At 60.4% G+C, this 26,280-nt stretch carries 22 protein-coding genes and 1 pseudogene; 8 read left to right on the plus strand and 15 right to left on the minus strand.

Annotated features, from left to right (window positions below; genetic code table 11):
• Positions 1-60: 60 nt before the first annotated feature.
• Positions 61-933: an NERD domain-containing protein gene (locus ACTG2G_RS18655; protein WP_429205823.1), complete on the minus strand. Its 873-nt coding sequence runs from the start codon at positions 931-933 to the stop codon at positions 61-63.
• A gap of 256 nt (positions 934-1,189) precedes the next feature.
• On the opposite strand from ACTG2G_RS18655, the gene katG reads away from it, so the two are divergent.
• Positions 1,190-3,376 carry a catalase/peroxidase HPI gene (gene katG / locus ACTG2G_RS18660; protein ID WP_421254903.1) on the plus strand — a complete coding sequence of 729 codons (2,187 nt, stop codon included), beginning with the start codon at positions 1,190-1,192 and terminating at the stop codon, positions 3,374-3,376.
• A 106-nt stretch (positions 3,377-3,482) separates the two neighbouring features.
• Here katG and ACTG2G_RS18665 read toward each other — a convergent pair whose 3' ends face one another.
• The gene (locus ACTG2G_RS18665; RefSeq protein ID WP_227343024.1) at positions 3,483-4,400 is read right to left on the minus strand and encodes an autotransporter domain-containing protein; all 918 of its coding nucleotides are present in this window, start codon (positions 4,398-4,400) and stop codon (positions 3,483-3,485) included.
• Positions 4,401-4,884: 484 nt separating this feature from the next.
• On the opposite strand from ACTG2G_RS18665, the pseudogene ACTG2G_RS18670 reads away from it, so the two are divergent.
• The 3 genes and pseudogenes from ACTG2G_RS18670 to ACTG2G_RS18680 form a co-directional block, all read left to right on the plus strand.
• Positions 4,885-5,477: pseudogene (locus ACTG2G_RS18670) on the plus strand (nitrate- and nitrite sensing domain-containing protein); the annotation flags it as partial.
• 462 nt (positions 5,478-5,939) lie between these two features.
• The gene (locus ACTG2G_RS18675; protein ID WP_439985916.1) at positions 5,940-6,665 is read left to right on the plus strand and encodes a methyl-accepting chemotaxis protein; all 726 of its coding nucleotides are present in this window, start codon (positions 5,940-5,942) and stop codon (positions 6,663-6,665) included.
• Between the two features lie 68 nt (positions 6,666-6,733).
• Positions 6,734-7,609, plus strand: coding sequence for a flagellar protein MotY (locus tag ACTG2G_RS18680; protein ID WP_005337611.1), 876 nt, complete (start codon positions 6,734-6,736; stop codon positions 7,607-7,609).
• A gap of 86 nt (positions 7,610-7,695) precedes the next feature.
• Here ACTG2G_RS18680 and gloA read toward each other — a convergent pair whose 3' ends face one another.
• The 9 genes from gloA to ACTG2G_RS18725 all read right to left on the minus strand — a co-directional run bounded on the left by gloA (position 7,696) and on the right by ACTG2G_RS18725 (position 18,679).
• Positions 7,696-8,109, minus strand: coding sequence for a lactoylglutathione lyase (gene gloA, locus ACTG2G_RS18685; protein ID WP_005337610.1), 414 nt, complete (start codon positions 8,107-8,109; stop codon positions 7,696-7,698).
• Positions 8,110-8,165: 56 nt separating this feature from the next.
• The gene (gene nth / locus ACTG2G_RS18690; RefSeq protein ID WP_439985731.1) at positions 8,166-8,807 is read right to left on the minus strand and encodes an endonuclease III; all 642 of its coding nucleotides are present in this window, start codon (positions 8,805-8,807) and stop codon (positions 8,166-8,168) included.
• Between the two features lie 13 nt (positions 8,808-8,820).
• Positions 8,821-9,582: an electron transport complex subunit E gene (locus ACTG2G_RS18695; protein ID WP_407704662.1), complete on the minus strand. Its 762-nt coding sequence runs from the start codon at positions 9,580-9,582 to the stop codon at positions 8,821-8,823.
• Positions 9,583-9,597: 15 nt separating this feature from the next.
• Positions 9,598-10,230, minus strand: coding sequence for an electron transport complex subunit RsxG (gene rsxG, locus ACTG2G_RS18700; protein WP_005359614.1), 633 nt, complete (start codon positions 10,228-10,230; stop codon positions 9,598-9,600).
• A gap of 43 nt (positions 10,231-10,273) precedes the next feature.
• The gene (rsxD, locus tag ACTG2G_RS18705) at positions 10,274-11,326 is read right to left on the minus strand and encodes an electron transport complex subunit RsxD (protein ID WP_307895127.1); all 1,053 of its coding nucleotides are present in this window, start codon (positions 11,324-11,326) and stop codon (positions 10,274-10,276) included.
• Positions 11,327-11,337: 11 nt separating this feature from the next.
• Complete coding sequence (gene rsxC, locus ACTG2G_RS18710; RefSeq protein WP_439985732.1) at positions 11,338-14,220, minus strand: electron transport complex subunit RsxC; 2,883 nt, start codon at positions 14,218-14,220, stop codon at positions 11,338-11,340.
• A gap of 2 nt (positions 14,221-14,222) precedes the next feature.
• A complete protein-coding gene (gene rsxB / locus ACTG2G_RS18715; protein WP_033113573.1) occupies positions 14,223-14,801 on the minus strand; it encodes an electron transport complex subunit RsxB in 579 nt (192 codons plus the stop codon).
• Positions 14,802-14,803: 2 nt separating this feature from the next.
• Positions 14,804-15,385, minus strand: a complete 582-nt coding sequence (gene rsxA, locus ACTG2G_RS18720; RefSeq protein ID WP_439985733.1) for an electron transport complex subunit RsxA — start codon at positions 15,383-15,385, stop codon at positions 14,804-14,806.
• A gap of 150 nt (positions 15,386-15,535) precedes the next feature.
• Positions 15,536-18,679, minus strand: a complete 3,144-nt coding sequence (locus ACTG2G_RS18725) for a DUF3427 domain-containing protein (protein ID WP_439985734.1) — start codon at positions 18,677-18,679, stop codon at positions 15,536-15,538.
• A gap of 331 nt (positions 18,680-19,010) precedes the next feature.
• Between ACTG2G_RS18725 and ACTG2G_RS18730 the strand changes: the two genes are divergently transcribed.
• The gene (locus tag ACTG2G_RS18730) at positions 19,011-19,379 is read left to right on the plus strand and encodes a VOC family protein (RefSeq protein ID WP_040067818.1); all 369 of its coding nucleotides are present in this window, start codon (positions 19,011-19,013) and stop codon (positions 19,377-19,379) included.
• Positions 19,380-19,814: 435 nt separating this feature from the next.
• Positions 19,815-20,831, plus strand: a complete 1,017-nt coding sequence (gene rluF, locus ACTG2G_RS18735; protein WP_439985735.1) for a 23S rRNA pseudouridine(2604) synthase RluF — start codon at positions 19,815-19,817, stop codon at positions 20,829-20,831.
• Positions 20,832-20,899: 68 nt separating this feature from the next.
• On the opposite strand, the gene ACTG2G_RS18740 is transcribed toward rluF, so the two are convergent.
• A complete protein-coding gene (locus ACTG2G_RS18740; protein ID WP_368166729.1) occupies positions 20,900-22,162 on the minus strand; it encodes an MFS transporter in 1,263 nt (420 codons plus the stop codon).
• A gap of 176 nt (positions 22,163-22,338) precedes the next feature.
• Here ACTG2G_RS18740 and ACTG2G_RS18745 point away from each other — a divergent pair, with 176 nt between their 5' ends.
• Positions 22,339-23,181 carry a LysR family transcriptional regulator gene (locus ACTG2G_RS18745; protein ID WP_368166730.1) on the plus strand — a complete coding sequence of 281 codons (843 nt, stop codon included), beginning with the start codon at positions 22,339-22,341 and terminating at the stop codon, positions 23,179-23,181.
• Positions 23,182-23,238: 57 nt separating this feature from the next.
• Here the strand turns inward: ACTG2G_RS18745 and rsmS are convergent, their stop codons facing one another.
• The gene (gene rsmS, locus ACTG2G_RS18750) at positions 23,239-23,394 is read right to left on the minus strand and encodes a pleiotropic regulatory protein RsmS (RefSeq protein ID WP_021230652.1); all 156 of its coding nucleotides are present in this window, start codon (positions 23,392-23,394) and stop codon (positions 23,239-23,241) included.
• Positions 23,395-23,488: 94 nt separating this feature from the next.
• Positions 23,489-23,956 carry an acyl-CoA thioesterase gene (locus ACTG2G_RS18755; RefSeq protein WP_021230653.1) on the minus strand — a complete coding sequence of 156 codons (468 nt, stop codon included), beginning with the start codon at positions 23,954-23,956 and terminating at the stop codon, positions 23,489-23,491.
• 148 nt (positions 23,957-24,104) lie between these two features.
• Between ACTG2G_RS18755 and ACTG2G_RS18760 the strand changes: the two genes are divergently transcribed.
• Positions 24,105-24,743 carry a tellurite resistance TerB family protein gene (locus ACTG2G_RS18760; RefSeq protein WP_439985736.1) on the plus strand — a complete coding sequence of 213 codons (639 nt, stop codon included), beginning with the start codon at positions 24,105-24,107 and terminating at the stop codon, positions 24,741-24,743.
• A 70-nt stretch (positions 24,744-24,813) separates the two neighbouring features.
• Here ACTG2G_RS18760 and ACTG2G_RS18765 read toward each other — a convergent pair whose 3' ends face one another.
• Positions 24,814-26,232, minus strand: coding sequence for a PLP-dependent aminotransferase family protein (locus ACTG2G_RS18765; RefSeq protein WP_439985737.1), 1,419 nt, complete (start codon positions 26,230-26,232; stop codon positions 24,814-24,816).
• Positions 26,233-26,280: the final 48 nt, after the last annotated feature.

The raw sequence follows: 26,280 nt of genomic DNA on the forward strand, positions 1-26,280 counted from the left end.
ATCAAGGGCGGCCAATTGGCCGCCCTTGATGTCAGGGGACGTTTGCCCTTGTGTGGCAGTTCATGCCTTGCTGTTCCCTGTGAGATTTACAATGAATCTGCATTTGGGGTATCCACTGCATTCCCAAAACCGATTGCCTCGGTTATCCCCACGTTTGGCGGCACGCAATACCATCAGATTGCCGCATCTGGGGCATAGTGGATTTGCTTGGGTGAGCGATTCGATGGTGATTGGTGCGGCGTTCACCACCTGATTGACGACAGACATTGCAGCTACGGATAAAGGTGGGTGGGGAACCTCGCTGTGACGGGCTTTCAACTGCGCCACATGCTGTTTATGGGTCTGCCAATTGGCGGCCAGTCGTCCTCGCTGGATGGTGTCGATCACTCTGGTGACTTCGGCAGGGGTCAGCACCTGAGTGGTTTTACTCTTGATATAGCGAATAAGCCCGCGGTTCATCACGTTATCCGGCATGGGGGTTTTAAAGGTGCAGTCGCCAATAAAGTAGATAATCGAATGGAGCTGATGATCAGCAAGACCCAGCAAGGATTTGAGCGTCATCAGGTGCAGATAGTTTTGGCGCAGGGGATTTTGAAAGGTATGTCTGCGGCGATAGAGCTGCTGGGTCCAGCTCTTGTGGGCTGGATTGCCAAATATCCACCCCTTGATGTTCTTGGTCTCGATCACAAATAGCCCGAAGCGCGAGACGAGCACATGGTCGATCTGGGTAGTTCCCTGCGGGGTAGGCAGCGTAACATCCTTGAGCAGATGGTACTCCCGCTGGTCGAGAAACAGCCGGATGCCCAAGTTGATAAATGCCTCCCCATCCATCCCCTTAAACCTGGGCGTTTTGATCAGGGTGGCAATCAGCAGAAGGGGCAGCAGATACCAGAGCTGGCCCAGCAGAACCGCAATAACAGGTGTGAAGTCCATTTCAACGCTGTCGTCTGATGTGCAATGGCCACATGTTAACAGTGGGTTCAACAAGCTTGTGTGATCTATGACGCTACTACTCTGCCCGCGCCTGCATTGTTCTGTTTGTTACCCGGTGACGAGATAGTTCAATCGTAAAACCAGATTGAATTGAACTTTTTTATTCGGTTTTTTAAGTGGGTGGTGGGGGGTAGGCTAGTCTCAACTGCGAAGCGAAGGGTTTCGCCGTCATTATGACCACAATGAGGATCTGAAGATGGACAAACACGCTAGCGGGGCCGGTCAGTGCCCCTTTGCCCACGGTGCCAATACCTCTGCCAGCCAGGAGCATCAAGTCTGGTGGCCCAATGCCCTCAACCTCGACATCCTGCATCAGCATGACCGCAAGACCAATCCGATGGATGAGGCTTTCGATTATGCCGACGCCTTCAACAGCCTCGATTACGATGCCCTCAAGGCCGATCTCCATGCCCTGATGACCGACAGCCAGCCCTGGTGGCCGGCCGACTGGGGCCACTATGGCGGCCTGATGATCCGCATGGCCTGGCACTCCGCCGGCAGCTATCGCGCTACCGACGGCCGTGGCGGTGCCAACACCGGCAACCAGCGCTTCGCTCCTCTCAACAGCTGGCCAGACAACGGCAACCTCGACAAGGCGCGTCGTCTGCTGTGGCCGATCAAACAGAAGTACGGCAACAAGATCTCCTGGGCTGACCTGATGATCCTGGCGGGCAATGTCGCCTATGAATCCATGGGGCTCAAGACCTTCGGCTTTGCCGGTGGCCGCGAGGATATCTGGCATCCGGAAAAAGATGTCTATTGGGGCTCCGAGAAGGAGTGGCTGGCGCCGAGCGGCAGCGAAGGGAGCCGTTACAGCGGCGAACGGGATCTGGAGAACCCGCTGGCGGCGGTGATGATGGGGCTGATTTACGTCAACCCGGAAGGGGTGGATGGCAACCCGGATCCCCTGAAAACCGCCCACGACATGCGCGTTACCTTTGCCCGCATGGGGATGAATGACGAAGAGACCGTCGCCCTCACCGCCGGTGGCCACACCGTCGGCAAGGCCCACGGCAACGGCAGCGCTGCCAAACTGGGGCCCGCTCCCGAAGGGGCCGATGTGCACGAGCAGGGGCTGGGCTGGATCAACCACGAGAGCCGCGGCATCGGTCGTGATACGGTGACCAGCGGCCTTGAAGGGGCCTGGACCAGCAACCCGACCCGCTGGGACAACGGCTACTTCAAGATGCTGCTGGGCCACGACTGGTGGATCAAGAAGAGCCCGGCCGGTGCCTGGCAGTGGGAGCCCGTCGCCATCAAGGAGGAAGATCGTCCGGTGGACGTGGAAGACCCCTCCATCCGCTGCAACCCCATCATGACCGATGCGGACATGGCGCTGCGCTTTGACCCCGTATACCGGGAGATCTCCGAGCGCTTTGCCGCGGATCAGGCGCTCTTCTCCGACGCCTTTGCCCGCGCCTGGTTCAAGCTGACTCACCGCGACATGGGGCCGCGCAGCCGCTATCTGGGGCCGGAAGTGCCGAGCGAAGTCATGGTGTGGCAGGATCCGGTTCCGGCGGTGGATTACCAGCTCTCTGACAAAGAGGTGAGTGAGATCAAGGCCAAACTGCTGGCCTGCGGCGTGGCGCCAGCCGATTTGATCGCCACCGCATGGGACAGTGCCCGCACCTTCCGCGGCTCCGATTATCGCGGCGGAGCCAACGGTGCTCGCATCCGCCTCGCGCCGATGAAAGAGTGGGAAGGCAACGAGCCCGCTCGCCTCGGGAAGGTGCTCAACGCCCTGATCGCCCTGCAGGCCACCCTGAGCAAGCCGGTCAGCATCGCCGACCTGATTGTGCTGGGGGGCAGCGCCGCGGTGGAGCAGGCGGCCAGACTTGCCGGCGTCGATATCGTCGTCCCTTTTGCGCCTGGCAGGGGCGATGCCAGCGCCGAACAGACCGATGCCGAGTCGTTCGCCTTCCTCGAGCCGGTGCACGACGGTTTCCGCAACTGGCAGAAGGGGCACTACAAGGTGCAGCCGGAGGAGATGCTGCTCGACCGTGCCCAGTTGCTGGGGCTTACCGCCCGCGAGATGACTGTGCTGGTCGGCGGTATGCGGGTGCTTGGCACCAACCATGGCGGGTCGGCCCACGGCGTCTTTACCGACCGGGTCGGGGTGCTCAGCAACGACTTCTTCGTCAACCTGACCGACATGGCCTATAGCTGGCAGCCGACTGGCCGCAACAGTTACCAGATCGTGGATCGCCAGAGCGGTGCGGTGAAGTGGACTGCTACCCGGGTTGATCTGGTGTTTGGCTCCAACTCGGTGCTGCGTGCCTACGCCGAGGTCTATGCCCAGCAAGATGGCAAGGAGAAGTTCGTCCGAGACTTCGTCAAGGCCTGGGTCAAGGTGATGAACAATGACCGTTTCGATCTGAAATAAGTCACTTCAACCTGAATGAGAACGCCAGCCGCAAGGCTGGCGTTTTTTATGGTGGCGGTGATAGCTGCATGATGCGACTCGGAGGGTGGCCCTCTGGCAGCCCGGGTTAGAAGCTCATGGCCAGCCCGATGGAATAACCGCTGGTGTTGTGGCTGAACATGTAGCGGGCAACCAGCCGGGTACGGGTGACAATGATGTCGTACTTGCTGCTGTCCAGCTCCAGACCGGCGCCGATGGAGTTGAGGGAGTCAAAGCCAAGCAACCCCCGTTGCTCCCCCAGATATGCGGTATGAGCCCCCTCCAGTACATAGCGCACCGGTCTGTCGAGCAGGGTCCAGTGGAACAGCGGGGCGCGGCGGCGCAGATAGAGGCCGAGGTTCTCCGCCTCGGCGTGACCACGGACGCTGGTCGAGGTGCCGCCAAAGCTCTGCAGGTGCTGATAGGAGTAGCGCAGTTCGGCATCTATGTCCTGGGCCGGTGAAAAGAGTTCGTAATCGAGCATCAGCGAGCCACCCAGCCCGTACATATTGAGCTGACCCCCATCGAGAAAGTCCAGCGAGTAGCCCTTGGTACGATCCAGCAGCCAGTTGCCGATCCGCAGGTCACTGGCCATGGTACCGAGCGAGACGTTGGCTATGGGGCGCAGCACCCAGTGGCCGCCACGCGGATCTTTGTGAAGGGTGACATCCCAGCCGATCCCGCCCGAGGCGGTCAGGCTATTCCACTTGGTCGGTATGGTGCGACTTTCGGTACCATTGCTTATCACAAACTGGGGGTCGTAGCGGCTGTAGCCCAGCGCCCCCTCCAGATAGATGGGCACGGCTTCGCTCAGGGTTGCGCCGCCTCCCAGTTGCCCCATGTTGAGCGCAGAAGATTGGCCAGTGCTGCTGCCGATGTCCAGGTTGCTGGCGGTGATGTCCGGCACCACGCTGAAAGTCATCAGCGAGATCACCGCATTGGCCCGTTTTTGCGCCCAGTCCTCCTCCTGATCGTCAAGGTTGTTACTGGCCGCGAGTGACGCCATGGGCAGGGTCGCCGCGAAGAGGGCGCAACCCAGACGGTAAAGCGGGCAGAGCGGGTGTTTCATGGCTGGATTCCCCAAACAAGCGACCTCCTGTCGACCTGATCTACTGTAGCGAGTTTCTCTCTGGCTGTCTCGACCTGACCATTGGGCTGGGCTATGGGGGGGCTGCGTGGCCATCTACAGAAAATGGTTGATGCAGCTCATGGTTCTGGCCAATGGCAGATGTCGTCAGCGGCATAAGCGAGCAGGCCGGATATAATCAACGCGTTGATAAAAATGACAGGAGTGCGGGATGAACAGACTCGGATTGGCCGGCAAGATGTTGCTGGCAATTTGCCTGCCGTTATTGGCGCTGCTGTTTTTCGCCAGCCACTACGCATACGACAGATATCGGGTGACCCATGAGATGACGCAAGCCCTGCAGCAGCTGACTGTGGTCGAACGCAGCGCCCAGTTGGTGCACGAGCTGCAAAAGGAGCGTGGCATGTCGGCGGGGTTTATCGGCTCTGAAGGGCGCAAATTTGCAGATGCCCTGCCACGTCAGCGGCAACAGGTTGATGAAGCCATTCATCGCTTTCAGGGGTTGGAGAGGGAGGTTGCCCACGAGCAGGTGGATCTGGCTTTGCGCGAGTTGATGGGGATCCGCGATCAGGTGGACAAACTGGCCATAGAGGCCCCCCGTCAGGTCGCCTTTTATAGCCAGTTGATTGCTTCTCTGCTCAAGGTCGTGGATGAGATTAGTCTGCGTAGCCAGGATGCCGCTATTGCCTTGCAGACCAATGCCTACGCCGCATTTTTGCAAAACAAGGAGCGTATGGGGATGGAGCGGGCGACACTCAGCAATGTCTTTGCCAAAGGGAGTTTCACCCCGGCTACCTTGCAGCAATTTATGTCCCTGCTCGCTGCCCAGCAGAGCTATCTGGAGCGTTTTCGCGCCGTGGCAAGCGAGCCGCGCGACGCCTGCTTGAGCAAATTGAGAAGAGTCCGGTGATGGCAGAGGTCGCGAAATATGAGCAGCTCGCCCTCGGCAAGATGACCGAGGGGAGCTTTGGCGTCGATCCGGAGCGCTGGTTTGCCGTGAGCACCGAGAAGATCGACCAGCTCAAACAGGGCGAAGATCAGCTCTTCCAGCAGTTGTTCGAACGGGTTGAGCAGATGCAGGGAGAGAGTCAGCGCAACTTCTGGTGGGGGGCTATGGCGGTTCTGTGCTGCCTGCTGTTGACTACCCTCATCAGTTGGAAGGTGCTGCGGGATGTGCATCTGGGCTTCGTCGCTCTGCATCGCACCTTTTCACGGCTCGTCAATGACAATGATCTGACGGTGAGGGTCAACTGGCAATCGGGTGACGAGCTTGGGGCATTGGCGCGGGATCTCAACCACTTTCTGCAGCATCTGGAAGGCTTGTTGCTGGAGGTGCGCCGCTCCTGTGAGATATTGACCCGTAGTGCCAGCAACTCCAGCGAGGTGATTGCCGAAGTGAATGAAGGTGTGGTGCGTGGCGTCGGTCAGGTTGAACTGGTTGCCACCGCCGCAACGGAAATGGCTTCGACGGTGGCCGAAATTGCTCGCAATGCGACCCAGACCTCACTGGCGACCCAGCAGGCCATTGGCCGTGCCCGGCAGGGGGACAAGGAGGTGGATCAGACTATCGCCGCCATCGAGCAGGTGGCTGGCACCCTCGACGAGACCCGGCTGTTGGTCAACAACCTGCATCAGGATACCGAGTCCGCCGTCGAGGCACTCAACCTCATCAAGCAGATCTCCGATCGCACCAATCTGTTGGCCCTCAATGCCGCCATTGAGGCAGCCCGTGCCGGTGAGTCGGGGCGCGGCTTTGCCGTGGTCGCCGATGAGGTTCGTTCACTGGCTGCCCGTACCCAGCAGGCGGCAGATGATATCGAACAGATGCTCTCCCGTTTGCGGGCTGGAGCCCGTCAGGCGGTGGTGGCCATGCAGTCGGGCAGCGAGCAGGCGGGCCTCAGCGTCAGTGAAGCGCAGCGGGCGGGTCACGAGCTGACCGACATCGTCAATGAGGTGCGCAAGGTGAGTGACATGACGGCGCAGGTGGCTACCGCAACCGAGCAGCAGCGCTACGTAACGGACGATATCCAGCACAACGTAATGACCATCCGCGAAGTGTACGAGGCCCATCGCCAGCACTCGGTCACCCTGCAGCAGAATAGTGTCGAACTGGATCAGTTGGCACGGGAGCTGGCTGGACGAATTGCCAGCTTCAAGTTGATAGAGAGAGCCTCTCCCCACTGATCCATTTGCGCTAAAGCTTGTCCCTCCCTGGCCGATACCCCTTGTGAGATCGTGTGGAGGGCAAGCAATTGAACGCTTGGGTGTTGGGGTTGGTCAGCATATCCGTGAGTATGCAGTTACAGGCTGGGGTCACCGAATTTGGTGCCGGTCTGGATCAATCCGTCTGGCGTTTGACCTCCGATACCCAGATTGAGTGTCGCCTCGAGCATCCTATTCCCAACTGGGGAACAGGGGCTTTTGTCAGCCGCGCCGGGCGCAAGATCAACCTCGACTTCGAGCTCAAGGGCAAGCGGCCACAGGCCCAGACCCAGACGGTGAGCCTTGGCATCATGCCGCCGGTATGGCGCCCGGGGATAGCCGGGCGAGAAGTGAGTCAACTGCGCTTCTATCAGCAGTTCGATGGGCTGGTGGAGGGGCAAACCGCCTGGACCATGCTCGACGAGCTGGAGGGGGGGCGGATGCCGACCTTCCAGTATCGGGACTGGTATCGCCAGAACCGCGCGGTGCGGGTGTCGCTGTCGTCGGTCAACTTTCGGGTCAAATATCAGGCCTTTATCGACTGCCTGAGCGGGCTCTTGCCCTACAGCTTCAACGACATCGCCTTTAGCGTGCTTACCTATGACAAGAATAGCGATCAGCTCTCCATCCCCTCCAAGCGGCGGCTGGCGATGATCAGCGAGTTTATCAAGGCGGACAAGAGCATCGACGTGGTGGTGATCGATGCCTACAGCGACAGCTATGGCGGCCGCTGGCCGAACCTGAAACTCTCCGAGAAGCGGGCCGATGCCATCAAGAAGGTGTTTGTCGATCTGGGGATCGATCCCGGCAAGATCTCGGTGGAGGGGCATGGCGAGAAGCAGCACGTCGCCTCCAACGAAACGGAGCAGGGGCGTGCCAAAAACCGGCGAGTGGTGATCAGCATGGGGCGTAACGGCGAGATCTAGCGCCGTCCCCGGTCAGAGAAGCATAAAAAAAGAGCGCATCTGCGCTCTTTTTTGATCCTGCCATTCGGCAGCGGGAATCGGATAGCTTAGAAGCTGTCACCCAGGCCGGTACCGGCATCTTTCTTGGCGATCAGTTCAATCTTGTAACCGTCCGGATCTTCGACGAAGGCGATCACGGTGGTGCCGCCTTTAACCGGGCCCGGCTCGCGGGTGATCTTGGCACCGGCGGCGCGCAGCGCTTCGCAGGTGGCATAGATGTCGTCCGCTTCCAGCGCGATGTGGCCGTAGGCAGAGCCCAGTTCGTACTCGCTCACCCCCCAGTTGTAGGTCAGCTCGATCACCGCTTCATCTTTCTCGTCACCGTAGCCGACGAAGGCCAGGGTGTACTTGTACTCGCTGTTCTCGCTCTTGCGCAGCAGCTTCATGCCGAGGACGCGGGTGTAGAAGTCGATGGAGCGTTGCAGATCGCCGACACGCAGCATGGTATGCAGAATTCTCATTGCTCAGTTCTCCGGGTTGGTGATGTGTACTGCTTTCAATCTCGGTTGCGAGGCTATCAGTTCTCGGGATAGACCTTCTCTTTGTACTCGCAGAGGTCCTCGATGATACAGGAACCACAACGGGGCTTGCGAGCCAGACAGGTGTAACGCCCGTGCAGGATGAGCCAGTGGTGGACATCAAGCTTGAACTCGGCGGGCACCACTTTAAGCAGCTTCTCCTCCACCTGATCCACGTTCTTGCCTACCGCAAAGCCGGTGCGGTTGGAGACCCGGAAGATATGGGTATCGACGGCGATGGTGGGCCAGCCAAAGGCGGTGTTGAGCACCACGTTGGCGGTCTTGCGGCCGACGCCGGGCAGGGCTTCCAGCGCTTCTCGGTTCTCCGGCACCTCGCCGCCGTGGCGCTCCAGCAGGATGGCGCAGGTCTTGATGACGTTCTCGGCCTTGGTGTTGAAGAGGCCAATGGTCTTAATGTACTCCTTGAGCCCGTCCACCCCGAGATCCAGCATCGCCTGCGGGGTGTTGGCCACCGGATAGAGCTTGTCGGTCGCCTTGTTGACGCTGACATCGGTCGCCTGCGCCGAGAGCAGCACGGCGATCAGTAGCTCGAACGGCGAGTTGAAGTTGAGCTCTGTGGTGGGGTGGGGATTGTTTTCCCGCAGTCGCTCGAGGATATCTCTGCGTTTCTGGTTGTTCATGCCTTGCGTCCGATCATAGCTCGGTCGCCCGGACGCGAGCCGGGGCAACGTTGCAGTGGGCTACGGTAGCGGCCTGTTTGCGGTCCCGCCAGTCGTTGATGGCGTTCTTGGCGGCGATCAACAGCCCCAGCCCGATAAAGCCGCCCGGCGGCAAAATCGCCAGCAGCAGGCTGGCATCGGCGTGGAACAGCTCGACGCGCAGGGATTTGGCCCACTCGCCCAGCAGCAGCTCGGCGCCATCAAACAGGGTGCCCATGCCGATGATCTCGCGCATGCCGCCCAGTACCAGCAGCACCAGGGTAAAGCCAAGGCCCATCATCAGGCCATCGAGGGCCGCCAGCAGCGGCGGGTTCTTGGAGGCATAGGCCTCGGCGCGGCCGATGATGACGCAGTTGGTGACGATCAGGGCGATAAAGATGCCGAGCGCCTGATAGAGGCCATAGGTGTAGGCGTTCATCAGCAGCTGTACGCTGGTCACCAGCGAGGCGATGATCATCACATAGACCGGGATGCGAATATCCTTCGGCACCCAGTTGCGCACCAGCGAGACGGCGAGGTTTGAGCAGACCAGCACTGCCATGGTGGCAAGGCCCAGCCCTAGCGCATTGGTAAAGGTGGAGGAGACGGCGAGGGTCGGGCAGAGCCCCAGCACCTGCACCAGCGAGGGGTTGTTCTTCCACAGCCCCTGACTCATCAGCTCCTTGAGCTCGCCCTTGCGGCTTTCCAGCTCGGCAAGCGGGGTTGCGCCCGTTTCAATCTGTTCCATCTGGTTCATGATGGCTCGACTCCGTTAGTTCGCCGCCGGACAAGCCGGGGCGTTGCTGAGCAGTTCGGGTTGCTCCTGCTGCAGTTTAAGCAGGTTCTTCACCGCCTTGACCACGGCTCGCGGGGTGATGGTGGCGCCGGTAAAGGCATCGAACTCGCCGCCATCCTTCTTCACCGCCCACTGGGGCTCGTTGTCATGGGTCAGGAATTTTCCGGCAAAGCTGTTGATCCAGTCCGATTTCTTCAGCTCGATCTTGTCACCGAGGCCCGGGGTCTCGTTGTGAGCGAGCACGCGCACGGCTGTGATGGTGCCCTTGGCATCAAAGCCCGCCACGATGCGGATCGCCCCGCTGTAGCCATCCGGCGCGATCGCCTCCAGCGCATAGCCGGTTACCACGCCATTTTTGCTGGCGGTATAGAGGGCCTGCGGCTGATCGCTGCCGAGATACTTCCTGCTGGTCACCTGCTTGCAGCTGGCCACCAGATCGTTGTCATAGCTTCCCTCCGGCAGCAATACCGAGAGGGTCTGCTGTTTCTCCAGCTGCTGCTGGTGGGCGATTTTATCCTTGGTCAGTTCGTTGGTCAGTACCACCAGCGCGGTACAGCCGAGCGCGAACATCGCCAGAATAAGGCCGTTCTTGCGCATGCTCTTTAACATGTCCGGGCTCCGTCAGCTGTGATGGGGGAAAAGGGCAGAAACATCATTGGCGACGAGCTCCATACACTTTCGGGCGAGTCAGGCTGTCAATAAACGGCACACAAAGGTTGGCCAGCAGCACGGCAAAGGCGAACGCATCGGGATAGCCGCCAAAGCGGCGGATGATGTAGACCAGCACCCCGATCAGCACGCCATAGACCAGTCGGCCGCGCGGCGTGGTGCAGGCACTGACTGGATCGGTGGCGATAAAGAAGGCCCCCAGCATGGTCGCGCCGCTAAAGAGATGGAACATGGGCGTGGCAGTCGCATCCGGGCTTACCAGATAGCCGATGGTGGAGGCCGCCAGCAGGGCACCGAGAATCGCGGTGGGAATGCGCCAGTTGATCACTTTCTGTTGCAGCAGGAACAGGCCGCCCAGCAGATAGCCGAGGTTGACCCAGCTCCAGCCGATTCCGCCCCAACCCTCAAACAGCGGGCCGCTCAGGATCTCGCCGGTGGTGAGACCCTGAGTCAGGCCGGTTTTCAGGGTATCGAGGGGGGTCGCCATGGTGAGACCATCCACCCCCTGCTTGAGCTGGGCCATGCTGTAGCCGTCGAGGCTAAAGCCGGTAAAGATCACCGACGCCGCATCACCAAAGCCGAGGCTGTAGGCGCGCACGCTCTCCGGCGGCAGCCAGCTGGTCATCTGCACCGGGAAGGAGACCAGCAGCAGCACATAGGCGACCATGGCCGGGTTGAACAGGTTCTGACCCAGTCCGCCGTAAAGGTGTTTGGCGACAATGATGGCAAAGGCAGTGCCCACCACCAGCATCCACCACGGCAGCAGCGGCGGCAGGGAGAGACCGATCAGCACGGCGGTGACCGCCGCACTGCCATCCATCAGGGCAGGCTTGATGGCGCGGCCCCGCAGCTTGAGCACCAGCGCCTCGCACAGCAGCGCAGTGACCAGCGCCAGCAGGATCTGGATAAAGGAGCCCCAGCCGAAGAACCAGGTCTGGGCCAGCAAGCCCGGCATGCAGGCCAGGATCACCAGCAGCATCAGGGTTCGGGTCTGTTTGCGGTTATGGGCAAACGGCGCAGTCGCAATATTGAACATGAGTCTGTCGATTACCTTGTGGTTGTTCGGTCGGCTGACGGGGCATCTTCCGCGGCAGTCTCTGCTGCTCTGGCCGCCTCGGCCGCCAGCTTCTTCGCCTTGGCGCGGGCCACCGCGGCTGCAATGGCCGCTTTTTTCGGATCAACCGGGGCATCAGCCACAGGGGCGCTCGCTTCAGGCGCGGCAGTGACGGCAAGTGGTTGCTCACTGCTGGCTGCATCGCTTTGCATCGGCTCGGCCGGTGCGCGCTCACCCTCAGTTCCGGCATTTTCTACCTCAGCACTGGTACTTGCGCTCTGCTGGGCCAGTTTTTTGGCCTTGGCCCGGGCGATGGCAGCGGCGATAGCGGCCTTCTTGGGATCGACCGCTGCACTTGCAGCCGTATCGCTGTGGCTGGTGGTTACTTCGCTCTTGGCTAGCGCCACGTCGCGGGTCTCCGCGCTTGCTGATAGCTCACCTTGCGTACCCTCAGCACCGGCACTTGCGCCCTGCTGGGCCAGTTTTTTGGCCTTGGCACGGGCGATGGCAGCGGCGATAGCGGCTTTCTTGGGGTCAACTGCTTCGCTGGCCGCCGTATCGCTTTGGCTGGTGGTTACTTCGCTCTTGGCTACCGCCACGTCGCGGGTCTGTGCGCTGGCAGTAGGCTCACTCAGCGCACCTTCAGCACCGGCACTCTCGCCCTGCTGGGCTGCCTTTTTGGCCTTGGCGCGGGCAATGGCAGCGGCGATAGCGGCTTTCTTGGGATCAACCGCTTCGCTGGCCGCAGATGGCGCATCGCTTTGGGTTGCAGCCGTTTCGCTGGTGCCGGCGGTGTCTGTCAGATCGTCCTCAGCGCTGTCACCCTGCTGGGCCAGCTTCTTGGCCTTGGCACGAGCGATGGCTGCAGCGATAGCCGCTTTCTTGGGATCGACGGGCGCATCGCTTTGGGTGTCTGGTTCAGTTGCCGCGCTGTTGGCTGCGCTTACCGGCTCGCCACTGGCTTCGGCCTTTTTGGCTTTGGCACGGGCAATGGCGGCGGCAATCGCTGCCTTTTTCGGATCAACCTCTGCCTTTTGCTGATCAGCATCTACCGCAGGGGCAGCAACGGCTTCGGCAGTCACAGGCTCGGCGCTCTCGCCAGCCTGAGCGGCTTTCTTGGCCTTGGCGCGGGCCAGTGCGGCAGCGATGGCTGCTTTCTTGGGATCGCTGGCGGGGTCAACCGCCTCGGTGGATTGCAGCGCAGCGGCTGTTTCGCTGTTTGCGCTTTCCGCCAGTTTGGCAGCGCGGCGCGCTTCCGCTTCCCGTTTGCGCGCTTCGCGGGCAGCAATCACGGCGCTGTTGTCGGGCACGCCTTCGCCGGTGGCCGCAATGGCGGTGATGGGCGCCTCCTGCTTGGCCTTGATACGGGCGAGAGCCGCTGCCACCGGATCTTCCCCGCCTGCGGCAGTCATCGCCTGCCGGCGCTGGGCGGCGGCTTCGGCGTGGCGCGCTTCGCGGGCCGCTTTCTCCCGCTCGAAACGGGCCTGCTTGGCTTCAAAACGCTGCTTGGCGCGCTCGGCCTTTTCGGCCTCGGCGCGGGCTTCGCGAATGTCATCCTTGGCGATCTTGTAGTACTGCACCAGCGGGATCTCGCTCGGGCAGACCCAGGCGCAGGCACCGCACTCGATGCAGTCCATCAGGTTGAGTTTCTCGGCCTTGTCGTACTCTTTGGCCTTGCTGTACCAGTAGAGCTCTTGCGGCAGCAGGCTGGCCGGGCAGGCATCGGCACAGGCGCTGCAACGGATGCAGGCCTGCTCCGGGCCGGGGGCGGGCAGTTCGGCTTGCGTCGGTGCCAGCAGACAGTTGGTCGCCTTGACCACCGGCACCATGGCGTGGGGCAGGGTAAAGCCCATCATGGGGCCCCCCATGATCACCCGCTGATCCGCTTCCGGTTGCAGCTCGAAGCGCTGCAGCAGCCAGCGCACCGGCGTACCTAGGCGCACCCAGGCGTTGCCGGGCTTCTTGAAGCTGTCGCCGGTGAGGGTGACGATCCGCTCGATCAGCGGCTCGCCGTCGATAATGGCGCGCTTGATGGCAAACACGGTGGCGACGTTGAGCACCATGATGCCGATATCGACCGCGCGGCCACCTTTGGGCACCTGACGGCCGGTCAGTAGCTCGATGGTCTGCTTGGCACCGCCCGAGGGGTACTTGGTCGGCACCGTCTTGACCAGCACATCCGGGTCTGTGGCGTGTCGGGTCAGCTCGGTGATCGCCTCGGGCTTGTTGTCTTCCACCCCGATCAGGGTGAGTTTCGGTTTGAGCAGGTGCTTGAGCACCCGAATGCCATCCATGATCTCGTCGGCGTATTGCTGCATCAGCCGATCGTCGGTGGTGATATAGGGTTCGCACTCCAGCCCGTTGACGATCAGGATCTCGGTGAGCTGGCCGCGGCCATCGAGCTTGCTGTGGGTGGGGAAGACGGCGCCGCCAAGACCGGCAATGCCCGCCTGCTGGATGCGCTCGAGCAGTTCGCCCCGCTCCAGATTCCAGTAATCGGGTTTGCCGTCGAGCTCGCCCCACTCATCCTCGCCATCGGGGGTGAGGATGACGCAGAGATCGTCAAGCCCCGAAGGGTGAGCGACCGTGTGGTTGCCAATCTCGGTGATGGTGCCCGAGGTAGAGGCATGGACAGGGACGATCCGCCCCTTGGCATAACGGGTCAGCGGCTGCCCTTTTTTGACCTTGTCACCCACCTGCACCAGCAGGTCACCGGCGGCGCCTGCGTGCTGGCGCAGCGGAATGATCAGGCGCGGCGGCAGACCGGCCTGCTCGACCGGGCTCTGGCTCGATTGCAGTTTGTTGTCGGCGGGGTGAATACCACCGTGAAAGTCCCAGATATTCCCGGCTTTGATGCGTTCAAGTAAAGACTGCATGGTTACTCCACCAACTTAACCGGAATCTTGCCCGGAACATGCACGTTATTGAGATCCCACTTCCAGTTATCGACAGTGGTGGGCACCGGAATCATCTCGATGCAGTCGGTCGGGCAGGGATCGACACAGAGATCGCAACCGGTGCACTCGCTGGCAATCACGGTATGCATCGCCTTGGTGGCGCCGACGATGGCGTCCACCGGGCAGGCCTGAATGCACTTGGTGCAGCCGATGCACTGATCTTCGTGGATAAAGGCGACCTTTTTGACCGGCACTGCGGCCTCGTCACTGCCGCCCAGCGGCTGGGGTTCGACCCCCATCAGGTCGGCAATCTTGCGCATGGTGGCCTCGCCACCGGGTACGCACTTGTTGATCTGATCGCCGTTGGCAACCGCCTCGGCGTAGGGTTTGCAGCCGGGATAGCCGCACTGGCCACACTGGGTCTGGGGCAGCAGGGCATCGAGCTGATCGACGATGGGGTCTGCTTCCACATGAAACTTGACGGCGGCAAAGCCCAGGATAATCCCGAACGCCAGCGCCAGCAGGGTCAGCACCAGAATGGCAAAAAGAATATGGATCATGGTTATATCTTGATGAGGCCGGTAAAGCCCATAAAGGCCAGAGACATCAGACCGGCGGTGATCATGGCAATGGAGACCCCGCGAAACGGCGCGGGCACATCGGCGGCGACCAGACGCTCGCGCATGGCGGCAAACAGGATCAGCACCAGCGAGAAGCCGGTGGCGGCGCCAAAGCCGTAGTTCACGCTCTGCACGAAGTCATGACGCTCGTTGATGCTCAGCAGCGCCACCCCGAGCACCGCGCAGTTGGTGGTGATGAGGGGCAGGAAGATCCCCAGCAGGCGGTAGAGGGTCGGGCTGCTCTTGCGCACCACCATCTCGGTAAACTGCACCACCACGGCGATCACCAGAATAAAGGCGAGGGTGCGCAGATAGGCGATCTCCAGCGGCACCAGAATGTAGTGTTCCACCAGATAGGAGCAGGCACTGGCCAGGGTCATCACGAAGGTGGTGGCGAGCCCCATGCCGATAGCGGTTTCCAGCTTGCCCGAGACCCCCATAAAGGGGCAGAGGCCGAGGAATTTCACCAGCACGAAGTTGTTAACCAGCACTGTGCCGATCAATAAAAGCAGGTATTCAGTCATCGAAGGTCGGGTATCCGGTTTGAAGGCCGCAACATTATCTGATGTTAGGGCACGTTAAACAACCGCAAGGCCGCATGGTTATTAGTCAAATGGCCAATATCAGCGTGGATCTGTGCGAGATCTCATCGGCTTTTTCACCACTCATAGCGGTTAGCCAATCGCGAGCTTGGCTGCCTCTTTCCACATAAAAGGCGGCATTGGGGTCATTAGGCGCCATTTGATGTTCATCGGTTGGCTGCCGCTGTGGGATACGTACTCCACCTCACCAAAGTTCACAAAGCCAAGGGTGCGGCCAAATTCATCTTTGCTCTGCTCACGAACGAACAGAAACACGCGCTTACCCTCTGCCCTGTGGTTTATGTAACTCAGCCCCTTACCTCGCTCTGGGCGAGCGCTGTTTTGGCTCTGCCAATGGAACAGCGACTCGTTGATGGCGTAGTCGTGATAACGGGTGGTGGGGGAGAAGTGCTGCTCCGTTTTGTTCAAGGTAACGAACAGCAACTCGATATTTTGCTCTGCGATGACATAGACCCCTTCGCGAGCCGTGGGTTGCTGCGCGAAGGTGGTCGCGCCAAAGCCAACCAGTACCTGCTCTCTGGCATAACGGGCATGCAGTTGCAGTGGATTGCCGGGAAGGTCAGGCATGGCCAGTTGCTCGTGTTGCACCCGGTTGATCAGCATGGGCAACAGATCTGCCAGCTCGGCTCTCAACTCTGGTTGATTGAGTTGTTTCAGGCTGTGCGCCAAGGAGCTAAAGCCGGCGTTGGGTCCGCTCTGTTGCCAGAAGTCGTAATGGCACATCAAGGCCATCCGCTCATCGTGCTCAGCCGTTAAGGTAAAGGCGCTTTTCACCAAGGTTTGTAAGAAGTGCAAGTAATGGAGCGCATCGCAACCCAATAGTCGGGTTTTGATGGCCCGGGTGTAGAGGGTCGACAGCTTCTCATCGCTCATTTCAGAAACAGTGTGGTTGCGGGCCTGTTTGACCAAGGTGCTCCAATTGCCGCGCTTGTAGATCTCCTCAAGGCTGATGTGGGGGTAGAACTTCAAAAAGTTCGCCAGTGTCAGCGGTAAATCGCAATCCTGTGAGAAACGGCGGATCAGGCCCATGAGGCGCGAGGTATTGAGAGTCGCCTTCTTGATATTGCTCAGAATTAACTCTTGGGTCTGTTTTGAGAGTTCGATGCGGCAACCCAATGGGGCATGGGGAAAGCCTTGTTTGATTTCGTGGCTGATCGCCTTATTGGTTTTACCCACCAGAGCCCGGAATTTCTGGGCAAAATCATACTCTGCGCGAGCATTGCCAACAAAATCCAACACAGTACAGCACTCTTTATCGTTCGCCAGCCGCAGGCCCCGCCCTAATTGCTGCAAGAAAATAGTGAGGCTTTCCGTTGGTCGTAAAAACAGCAAGGTATCGACTTCCGGGATATCGACACCTTCGTTGAAGATGTCTACCACGCAGAGAATATTGATAACGCCGGTACGCAAATCTTGTTGTTTGCTATGACGCTCGTCTCGGTTATCGCTGGTGAGGATGTCAGCCTTGATGCCCTTCAATAAAAAGGCCTTGCACATAAAATCGGCATGTTCACGGCTCACACAAAATGCCAGCGCTTTGATCTTGGTAATATCGGTGACGATCTCATAGAGGCTTTGGACTATTTTCTGTACCCGCTGCTGATTATGGGTGTAGATATTGGTGAGCTCTGTGATGTCATAACGACCATTTTTCCAAGTCACTTGGCGCAAGTCTGTATCATCATCGATACCAAAATATTGGAACGGACAGAGATGGCGACGATTGATGGCCTCTGGCAAGCGGATCTCTGCTGCGATGACACCACAAAAGTCAGCGAGAATATCACTGCCATCATGGCGCTCTGGCGTTGCGGTCAATCCCAACAGAATGTGAGGTGCAAAGGCAGCGAGCAGACCACGATAACTGGCTGCCGCAATATGGTGAACTTCATCGATGACGATGTAATCAAAATAGTCTGGGCTAAGACGTAAATTAGCCAGCTGGTTATTCAAGGATTGCACCGAGGCAAATAGCTGACGGTAGTGAGTAGGCACGGCACCGCCGACCAAGAGTTCGCCAAAATTGGATTGCTTGAGCACACCGCGGTACGAGGCTAATGCTTGGCGCAAGATCTCCTCTTTGTGGGCGACAAACAGGAACTTTGCGTTGGGTTTGGTTTTCAGAAAACGCGCAAAATCAAAAGCGGAGATCAGGGTTTTCCCTGTACCAGTGGCCGCAACCACCAAGTTACGGAAGCGCTGGTGTAAAGTGCGCTCCATCGCCAATTGCTCAAGGATCTCCTGTTGATGGGGAAACGGCGCGATATCAAAGAAATAGGCCGGGTTATTTTTGTCCCCATCCCCACGGGCCTCTTGCAGGGCATGTTGTAATTTCTTGCGGCTTTCGAGCTTGCCATCGAACAGCTCAAAATCATCGGATTCCCAATAGGTCTCAAAGGTACTCAGGGATTTCTCGATAATATGAGGGATCTCTTGCGAGGTGATTTTTAGGTTCCACTCCAAGCCACTGGTGAGAGCAGAGTGAGAGAGATTGGATGAACCTATATAGCCGGTATGAAAGCCGGTATTTCGGCAAAAGAGATAACTCTTGGCATGCAACCGCTCGCGCTGGGTGTTATAGCTGAGTTTGACTTCGGTATTGGGGAGGTTGGCTAAAAATTCAACTGCCTTGGCGTCGGTTGCCCCCATATAAGAGGTAGTAATTACTTTTAATTGGCGGCCGCTGCGGGTGAACTCTTCCAGCTCATGACGGAAAATACGGATACCTGCCCATTTGATAAATGAGACCAGCCAGCAGATGCTATCTGCAGATAATATCTCCCGTTTAATCTCCGACTCCATCGACAAACCCGCATTGCTGCCGCAGAACAGCTCACTTTGTGTCAGTCCGGTCAGAGGGAAAATATCTTCGGCATATTGCTTTAAATTGGCTGAGATGGGGTTATCTAACTGGTAGAGCGCGGTCAGAATTTTCCCCTGACTATCGATGAGGTTCTCGCCAATAAAGTCTGGGTCTTGGGTGCGATCCTTTAGCCAAAGCAATAACTGGTTAGCCAGTTCAATCTGCCGTTGCAGCTGATCCTCTCCAGTAACCGAACCCACCGCATATTCCAAAACCCGGCTCAGAAATCGCGATAACCAGATTGCCGCTTCGGCAGGCTCAAGTTGGCGTTCCCCTACGTAAAAGCGCTCGCGGTCAAGTCGAGATGTCAGCAGTTGAGTAATGAGCTGTTCATAAATACCGCAGTGTTGCATCGCGCTCTGACCTTGCATGAAATAGGGGACGAGGCTGACAAGAGTACCATTTTTTGTAGCGAAATCAGTAAGCTGTTATTCCTATAGGCATTTATTGGCGCTGGTGTAGGGAGCCCAGATAAAAGGGGAGCTAATGCCTCTCTTTGCGCGTCACACCACAGTCGCGGGTGGTTTGGCCCGGTATGATGGAGGGGCTAGCGGGGCGTTCCTGTATCTGTGATGTCTATGGCAAACGAGCGGGGATGCAGCTGGCAAGGCGGACAGCCGGGTTGGCTGGCTGCATGTTTATCACCACCGGCAGCCTTGCCGGCATCAGCACCAGGAGGGAATCATGATCAGCCATATCGACCATCTGGTATTGACGGTAAGTGATATCGAGCGCGCCGTGGCGTTTTACAGCTCGGTGCTCAATATGGAGGCCATCACCTTCGGTGCGGGGCGCCGGGCGGTGGGGTTTGGCAACCAGAAGATCAATCTGCAACTGCTCGGGCAGGAGCCGCGTAACCGGGCGCAGGTGGGGTCGGGGGATGTCTGCCTTATCACCCGCTGGCCGCTGGAGCAGGTGATGACTCAGCTGGCCTGCCACGGGGTAGAGATTGTCGAGGGGCCGGTGACCAAAAGCGGGGCTTGCGGGCCCATCGAGTCCATCTACTTCCTCGACCCGGATCAGAACCTGATCGAGATAAGTCGCTACCCCTGAGTCCGCCGCGGCAGAGGGGAGCTGGGTTGGCGTATCAACCGCTGGCCCCGGCCGCTGGTCGGGGCGCAATCATTCCCTCGTTTGCCTCTCTTGGCGAGCCCCGCGCTCGCCATTGCCAGCAGCCTTTGCTGGCCGTGAAATCGGTTAACCCTGTTTGCCCCATCGCCCCTGATGCGGGGCCTCGCGCTGTGAGCTGGCCCGCAATTGTGTCGCCGGTGCGCCGGAGTTGGCGATAATCCGGCGTGCTGTGGCGGGCGATGTGGTAATGTGTCGCACTTTTTTGCCGGATGGGCCGGCATTGGCCTCGTTGAAATTGGAGCCGTATGCAAAAAATCGACGTAGTGGAGAGGGTGATGCCGCAGATCATGTGTCCGGCATGGCCGACGCACGCAACCGTACAACAGGATGGGGTTCAGCCCCTCTGGCAGGTGACTCATGCTGGCTAACGAATCCATGCGCCTGAACAAATACATCAGCGAGAGCGGCATCTGCTCGCGCCGCGAGGCCGACCGCTTTATCGAGCAGGGCCACGTCTTTATCAACGGCAAGCGGGCCGGGATCGGCGATCAGGTGCAGGTTGGCGATCTGGTCAAGGTGAACGGTCAGGTGATCGAGCCGCGCGAGGCGGACAGTCTGGTGCTTATCGCCCTCAACAAGCCGGTGGGCATCGTCAGTACCACGGAGGCGGGCGAGAAGGACAACATCGTCGATTTCGTCAACCACAGCACCCGGGTCTTCCCCATCGGGCGGCTCGACAAGGATTCGCAGGGGCTGATTTTCCTCACCAACCACGGCGATCTGGTCAACAAGATCCTGCGGGCGGGCAATGATCACGAGAAAGAGTATCTGGTGACCGTCGACAAGCCGGTGACCGACGAGTTTGTGCGCGGCATGGCGGCCGGGGTGCCGATCCTCGGTACTGTGACCAAGAAGTGCAAGGTGAAGAAAGAGGCGCCGTTTGTCTTTCGCATCACCCTGGTGCAGGGGCTGAATCGCCAGATCCGCCGCATGTGCGAGCACTTCGGTTTTGAAGTGACCAAGCTCGAGCGCATTCGCATCATGAACGTCAGCCTCAAGGGGCTGCCGGTGGGCGAGTGGCGCGATCTGACCGACGACGAGCTGATCGATCTGTTCAAGCTGATTGAGGACTCCTCCTCCGAGGTGAAACCGGCCAAAGGCGACAAACCCAAGGCGGCCAAGGCTCCTGCGGCGCAAGCCGCCAAACCGGGGCAGGGCAAGAAGCCGCGCCGCGATGACGATCACGAGATTGGCGGTCGCCCGAATGTGCCGGGCCCGGAAGCCTTCGAGAAGAAGCTGCCGGTGGGCAAGGGTGGCGCGGGCAAAGGTGCTGCCAACAAGGGCGGCGCTGGCAAAGGGGCACCCAAGGGTGGCAAACCGGCCGCAGGCAAGCCGCGCACCGCTAACAGCGGACGGCAGAAGAAGGGGCGCTGAGTTGTCCCTCTGAGTGGCGTCAGCCTCGTCTTGTGATCCTCAACACTGCTATCCCCAACACACCGGCCTCAGGCCGGTGTGTTGCTTTGGGTCGCAGAGTCGGTTGGGCGGGGCGCCGAGATGGTCGGCTCGCTGGCGGTCGGTAACCGCATGACGCGGGGATAGTGGCGTGGGTCGAGGCGCAGCACCAGCAGGCTCATCAGCAGTAATCCCCCCAGTTGCCACTGCCAGGCGGCGGCGAAGTCGCCCATATAGTGAAAGAGCCGCGCCGCCACCCAGGGGCCGGTGGCCGCCAGCATAAAGCCAAACCCCTGCATCAGGGCGCTCAGGGTGCCGGCGCGGCGCGGGTCGGGCAGGTGATCGAGCGCAATCACCATGATGAGCGAAAAGCTGCTGCCAAGACCGGCACCGCACAGCATGCACCAGAGAATGGGGGCGCTGGCTGGCGCCAGCCAGAGGCCGCCGAATCCCGCCAGCTGCATGGCGATGGCAATGCCCATCCACAGCCGCCGATCCAGACTGCGCGCCGCCAGCAGCGGCAAGCCGAGACCGCTGGCGGTCTGCGCCAGTGCCAGCCAGGCGACCAGCTCGCCCGCTTGCGCGGCGCTCCACCCTTGCGCCATATAGGCGGGGGCCAGCCAGGCCACTACGATGCCGTAACCGCTATTGATGATGCCAAAGCAGACGATCAGCAACCAGCTGCGTGGCAGGGTGATCAGCCGCTGTTCGCCGTGGAGAATGGCGACCGCGGCGGCCCGTGGCAGACGCACTTTCCACCCTAGCCAGACGAGGGCCAGCAGCACCGGCAGGCTCCAGAGCGCCAGCGCGCGCGACCAGTCGAGGCTGACTGCCAGCCGTGGCGTGAGACTGGCCCCCAATGCCCCACCCCCCATCATGCAGGCAGAGAAGATCCCCATCACCAGCGGCACCTTGTGGGCGAAGGCCTGCTTGATAAGGGCGGGCAGCACCCCCTGCACCAGTGCCGACCCCAATCCACAAAGCGCCGCGCTGGCGATCAGCAGGGCGCCGCTCTGGGCATCGAAGCGCATGGCGCTGCCAATGCCGAGCAGCAACAGGGCCAGCCCCAGCAGTTGGCACGCACTGGCGCGCCGACGCAGGCTGGGAGTGAGCAGCACGCCAATCCCGATGAGCCACAGCGGCAACAGGGTAAGCCAGGCGAGGGTATCCATCCCCAGCGACAGGGCGCGGCCAATCTCGCCGCTCAGCGGGCCGATGGCGGTAAGAAAGGGGCGCAGGTTCAGGCCAATCAGGATCACCAGCACCAGCAGGGCAGTCTGGCCTGCGGGATGATCCGCATTTTGTTGATTCATCGGGTGCAGTTTCCGGTTCTGGGAAAAGTGGGATTCATTCGGGGTGCGGAGTCATCGGGGCTGAACATGGCGGATCACCGTCAAAGGAGGCAAAAACGCCAGCCTAGCGGGGTCGAAAGTCATTTGGAAATTAAATGATAGAATGGGCTTCAGTGGTTTTGTAAATGGAGTGCCCCATGCTGGATCCCCTGTTACTGCGCAGTTTTGTCGCCATTATCGACACCGGCAGCTTTACCCGCGCCGGTGAACGGGTCCATCTGACCCAATCCACCATCAGCCAGCAGATCCGCCGCCTTGAGCAGCAGCTTGGCTGCCCGCTGCTCGATCGTGCTGGCCGTCAGGTGGTGGCAACGGCGGAGGGAGAAAAATTGCTGGGGCTGGCCCGCCGCATTCTGGCGCTGCTGGCGCAGGCCGAAGAACAAGTGACGGAAGGGAGCGTGGCGCTTAGCCTCGGGGTGCCGGAGGATTTCGCCGCGGGCGCCATTACTCCGGTACTGGCCGCCTTTGCCCGCGATTACCCCGAGGTGCGGCTGGAGGTGCAAAGCGGCCTGAGCCACGAGATCTGGCAGCGCTTCGAGGCGGGAGAGCTGGATCTGGCGCTGGTCAAACAGACTCGCGGTCAGGGTTCGCCCCTTGCCAGCTGGCGCGAGCCGCTGGTGTGGGTCGACAGTCACGACTGGCCCGCACGGGAACGGGATCCGCTGCCGCTGGTGGTATTCCCGAGCGAAGGGCTCTATCGGCGGCAGATGACCGAGGCGCTCGATGGCCTCGGTCGGCGTTGGCGTATTGCCTATGTCAGCGCCAGCCTTGCCAGTTTGCAGGGGGCGGTGAGCGCGGGGATCGGGGTGAGCTTGCTGCCCAAACGGTTGATGCCCGTCGATCAGCTGGCCCTGACCCAGTGGCCCAAGGTGGCGCTGGTGGAGCTGGCGCTCCATGCCGGGGTAAGCGGGAGTGAGCCGCTCACCCGCTTGAGTTCGGCCCTGATCGCCCTCTGTGACGAGGTGATGGGGCCGCAGTAACTTGTGGTATGGGGAAAAGTTGAAGTCTGAAAAAGCGCAACAAAGTGTGAGGGCCGATCAGAGATCCTTCCCCTCCGCCAGCTTGCGCTCGTAATCCTGTTTCACGATGGCCAGCGCCGCCAGCACCAGTTCAGGGGCCAGCTGGTTGGTTTCCAGCAGTTCAATCAGATCCACCGCGAGTTTCACCTCGGGCGGGGCAGTTTCCAGTGACATGGGCAGGGTTCCGGTTGCAGGAAGAGGGGGGATTATACAGGGGCGCCGCCGTTGGCCGAAAGCGCCCGCTCTGTCGGGCTGTGAGGCATGAAGGTCAGAGGTGCTGACGCATCTCCTTGTCGATCTCCTCGCGCAGGGCAATCAGCTTTTTGGCGTACTGCTGCAACTGCAGATCGCTCTCGCTCACCGGTTGCCACTGGGGCACCGGGGTCGGTTTGCCCTGCTCATCCATCGCCACAAAGATGATGATGCAGTGGGTAGTCTTGTGGCGCTCGGTGTCGGTGGGGTGGCGGCTGTAGACATCCACCGCCAGATGCATGCTGGTGGTGCCGGTGTGGATCACCTGAGCGTGCACCTCCACCAGCTGGCCAATCTGGATGGGGCGCAAAAAGCGGATCCCCCCCACATAGACGGTCACCGCATAGCCGCCGCACCAGCCAGCGGCGCAGGCGTAGCCCGCCTGATCGATCCACTTCATCACCATGCCGCCATGCACCTTGCCGCCGAAATTGACGTCGGAGGGTTCGGCCAGAAATTGCAGGGTCAGTTCGCGATTGGGCACAGTTACATCCTTATTGCCTGAAGGGTTTCCCTGAGCTTTGCCCCATCGGCCTGCCCGGTCAAGGGTTCATCCCCGATTCAGGGGGGCGGGGTCACTATCTGGCTCTATTCATCCCGATTTCACTTTTTTGACCCGCAGGAGTGACACCATGAAACAGATGCTGGAACAGTTGCTGGGGGCTGGCAAAGGCTGGCTCAACGAAGGCGGAGACAAGCGCAAGGGGCAGATGCAGGGGGCGCTGGCCGGTGGTGCGCTCGGTCTGCTGCTGGGCAACAAGAAGATGCGCAAATATGGCGGTAAGGCCGCTGCCGTAGGCGGTGCCGCAGCCCTTGGCGGGCTGGCCTATAAGCTCTATCAGGATTGGCAGGCCCAGCAGGCGGCACCCGCCCAGCCGACCCATCCCGTCAGCACTCTGGAAGGCAATGCGCTGGACGCTCGCTCGGCTCTCTTGGTACGCGCCATGGTGGCGGCAGCCCGGGCCGACGGCCATATCGACGGCGCCGAGCGCCAGAAAATTCAGGAGTATCTGACCGAACAGGGCCAGAGCGATGCCGCCCGCTGGATTGACACCGAGCTGGCCCGCCCCCTCGATCCCCACGCACTGGCGCGGGAAGTGACCGACATGGAGCTGGCCACCGAGGTCTATCTCGCCTCCCTGCTCGCCATCGAGGTGGATCACTTTATGGAGCGCGGTTATCTCGACGAGCTGGCGCGCGCCCTCAAACTCGATGACAACCTCAAGGGAAGCATCGAGCGGCAGGTGGCTCAGTTAAACGCCCCCGCCTGATATTGCTCACTGCCATGGACTGCCGATAACGCCCCGCTCAAGGGGCGTTGTTGTTTCTGCGCTTTGGCGATCACCCCTCTGTTTCCAACTGCCGTTTTATCAGGCCCGCAAGCTGGTGGAGCGCCTGCTCCAGCTGCTCGCTCCAGGGATGGGAGCTGTTGAGGCGCAGGCAGTGGTTGTGCTGTCCCTGACTGGAGAAGAGGGCGCCGGGTGCGATGGAGAAGCCGCAATCGAGCGCCTGGGCGTGCAGGGAGCGGCTGTCGAAATGGGCAGGCAGCTCCAGCCAGAGAAAGTAGCCGCCATCGGGGGAGGAGATCCGCACCTCGCTAGGCAACAGCCGTTGCAGGGCCGCCCGCATCTGCTGCTGGCGCTGGGCCAGGGTGTGGCGCAGACGGCGAAAATGGGCATCGACCCCGCCCTGGCGCAGCATCTCGGCCAGTGCCAGCTGGCTTGGCACATTGGTAGAGAGGGTGGACATCAGCTGCAGCCGCTGCACCCGCTCGGCATGGGGCCCCGCCACCACCCAGCCGACCCGAAAGCCCGGCGCCAGACACTTGGAAAAGGAGCTGCAGAGCAGGCTGTCGCCGCGCTGATCCCAGTGGCGGATCGGCTTGGGGCGCTCACGACCGAAATAGACCTCGGCATAGACGTCATCCTCCACCAACGGCACCTTGTGGGCGTTGAGCAGTGCCATCAGCCCCTGTTTGTGCGCATCCGGCATGGTGTGGCCCAGCGGGTGCTGCACATTGCCCATCAGCCAGCACGCCTTGATGGGCATCTGGGTGAGGGCATCTTCCAACAGCGCCAGATCGATGCCCACCCCCGGGATCACCGGGATCTCCACCGCCTTGAGCTTCAGCCGCTCGATGGCCTGCAGGGCACCATAGAAGGTGGGGGACTCCACCACTATCCAGTTACCGGGCTCGGTCAGCACCTGCAGACTGAGGGAGAGCGCCTCCATGGCGCCGGTGGTAATGATGATCTCCTGCGGATTGACTGCCACCCCGTCGCTGGCGTAGCGCTGGGCAATGGCGCGGCGCAGCGCCTCGTTGCCGGGGGGCAGGTCAGCCACCGTGCTGAAGGGATCGAGCTTGCGCATGCAGCTGGCCAGCGCCCGTCCAAGCTGGGGGTGGGGGAACAGGGTCGGGTCGGCCACCGACATGCCAAGGGGTACCAGATCCCGCGATTTACTCGCCTGCAACATCTCGAACACCAGATCGTTGATATCCACCGAGCCGCTGTAGTGGGTCTGGCTCGGCGTGTGCTGTACCAACTTGGGCGAGACGGCCTTGACGTAGTAGCCGGACTGGGGGCGGGCGAGGATCCGCCCTTGGCTCTCCAGTAGTTGATAGGCCTGCAGCACCGTCATCGGGCTCAGGTTGTGGGTCTTGCAGCTCTGGCGAATGGAGGGGATACGCTCCCCCGGTTGCCAGATACCGTCATCGATCTGGCTTTGCAGGCGGTCGGCCAACTGTTGATAGAGAGACATGATCTGGATCAACTGTTATAGGTGAAACTCAATATAACTGCATCTGTT

This window comes from Aeromonas sp. 55A (genome assembly GCF_051919665.1).
Classification (GTDB): domain Bacteria; phylum Pseudomonadota; class Gammaproteobacteria; order Enterobacterales; family Aeromonadaceae; genus Aeromonas; species Aeromonas veronii.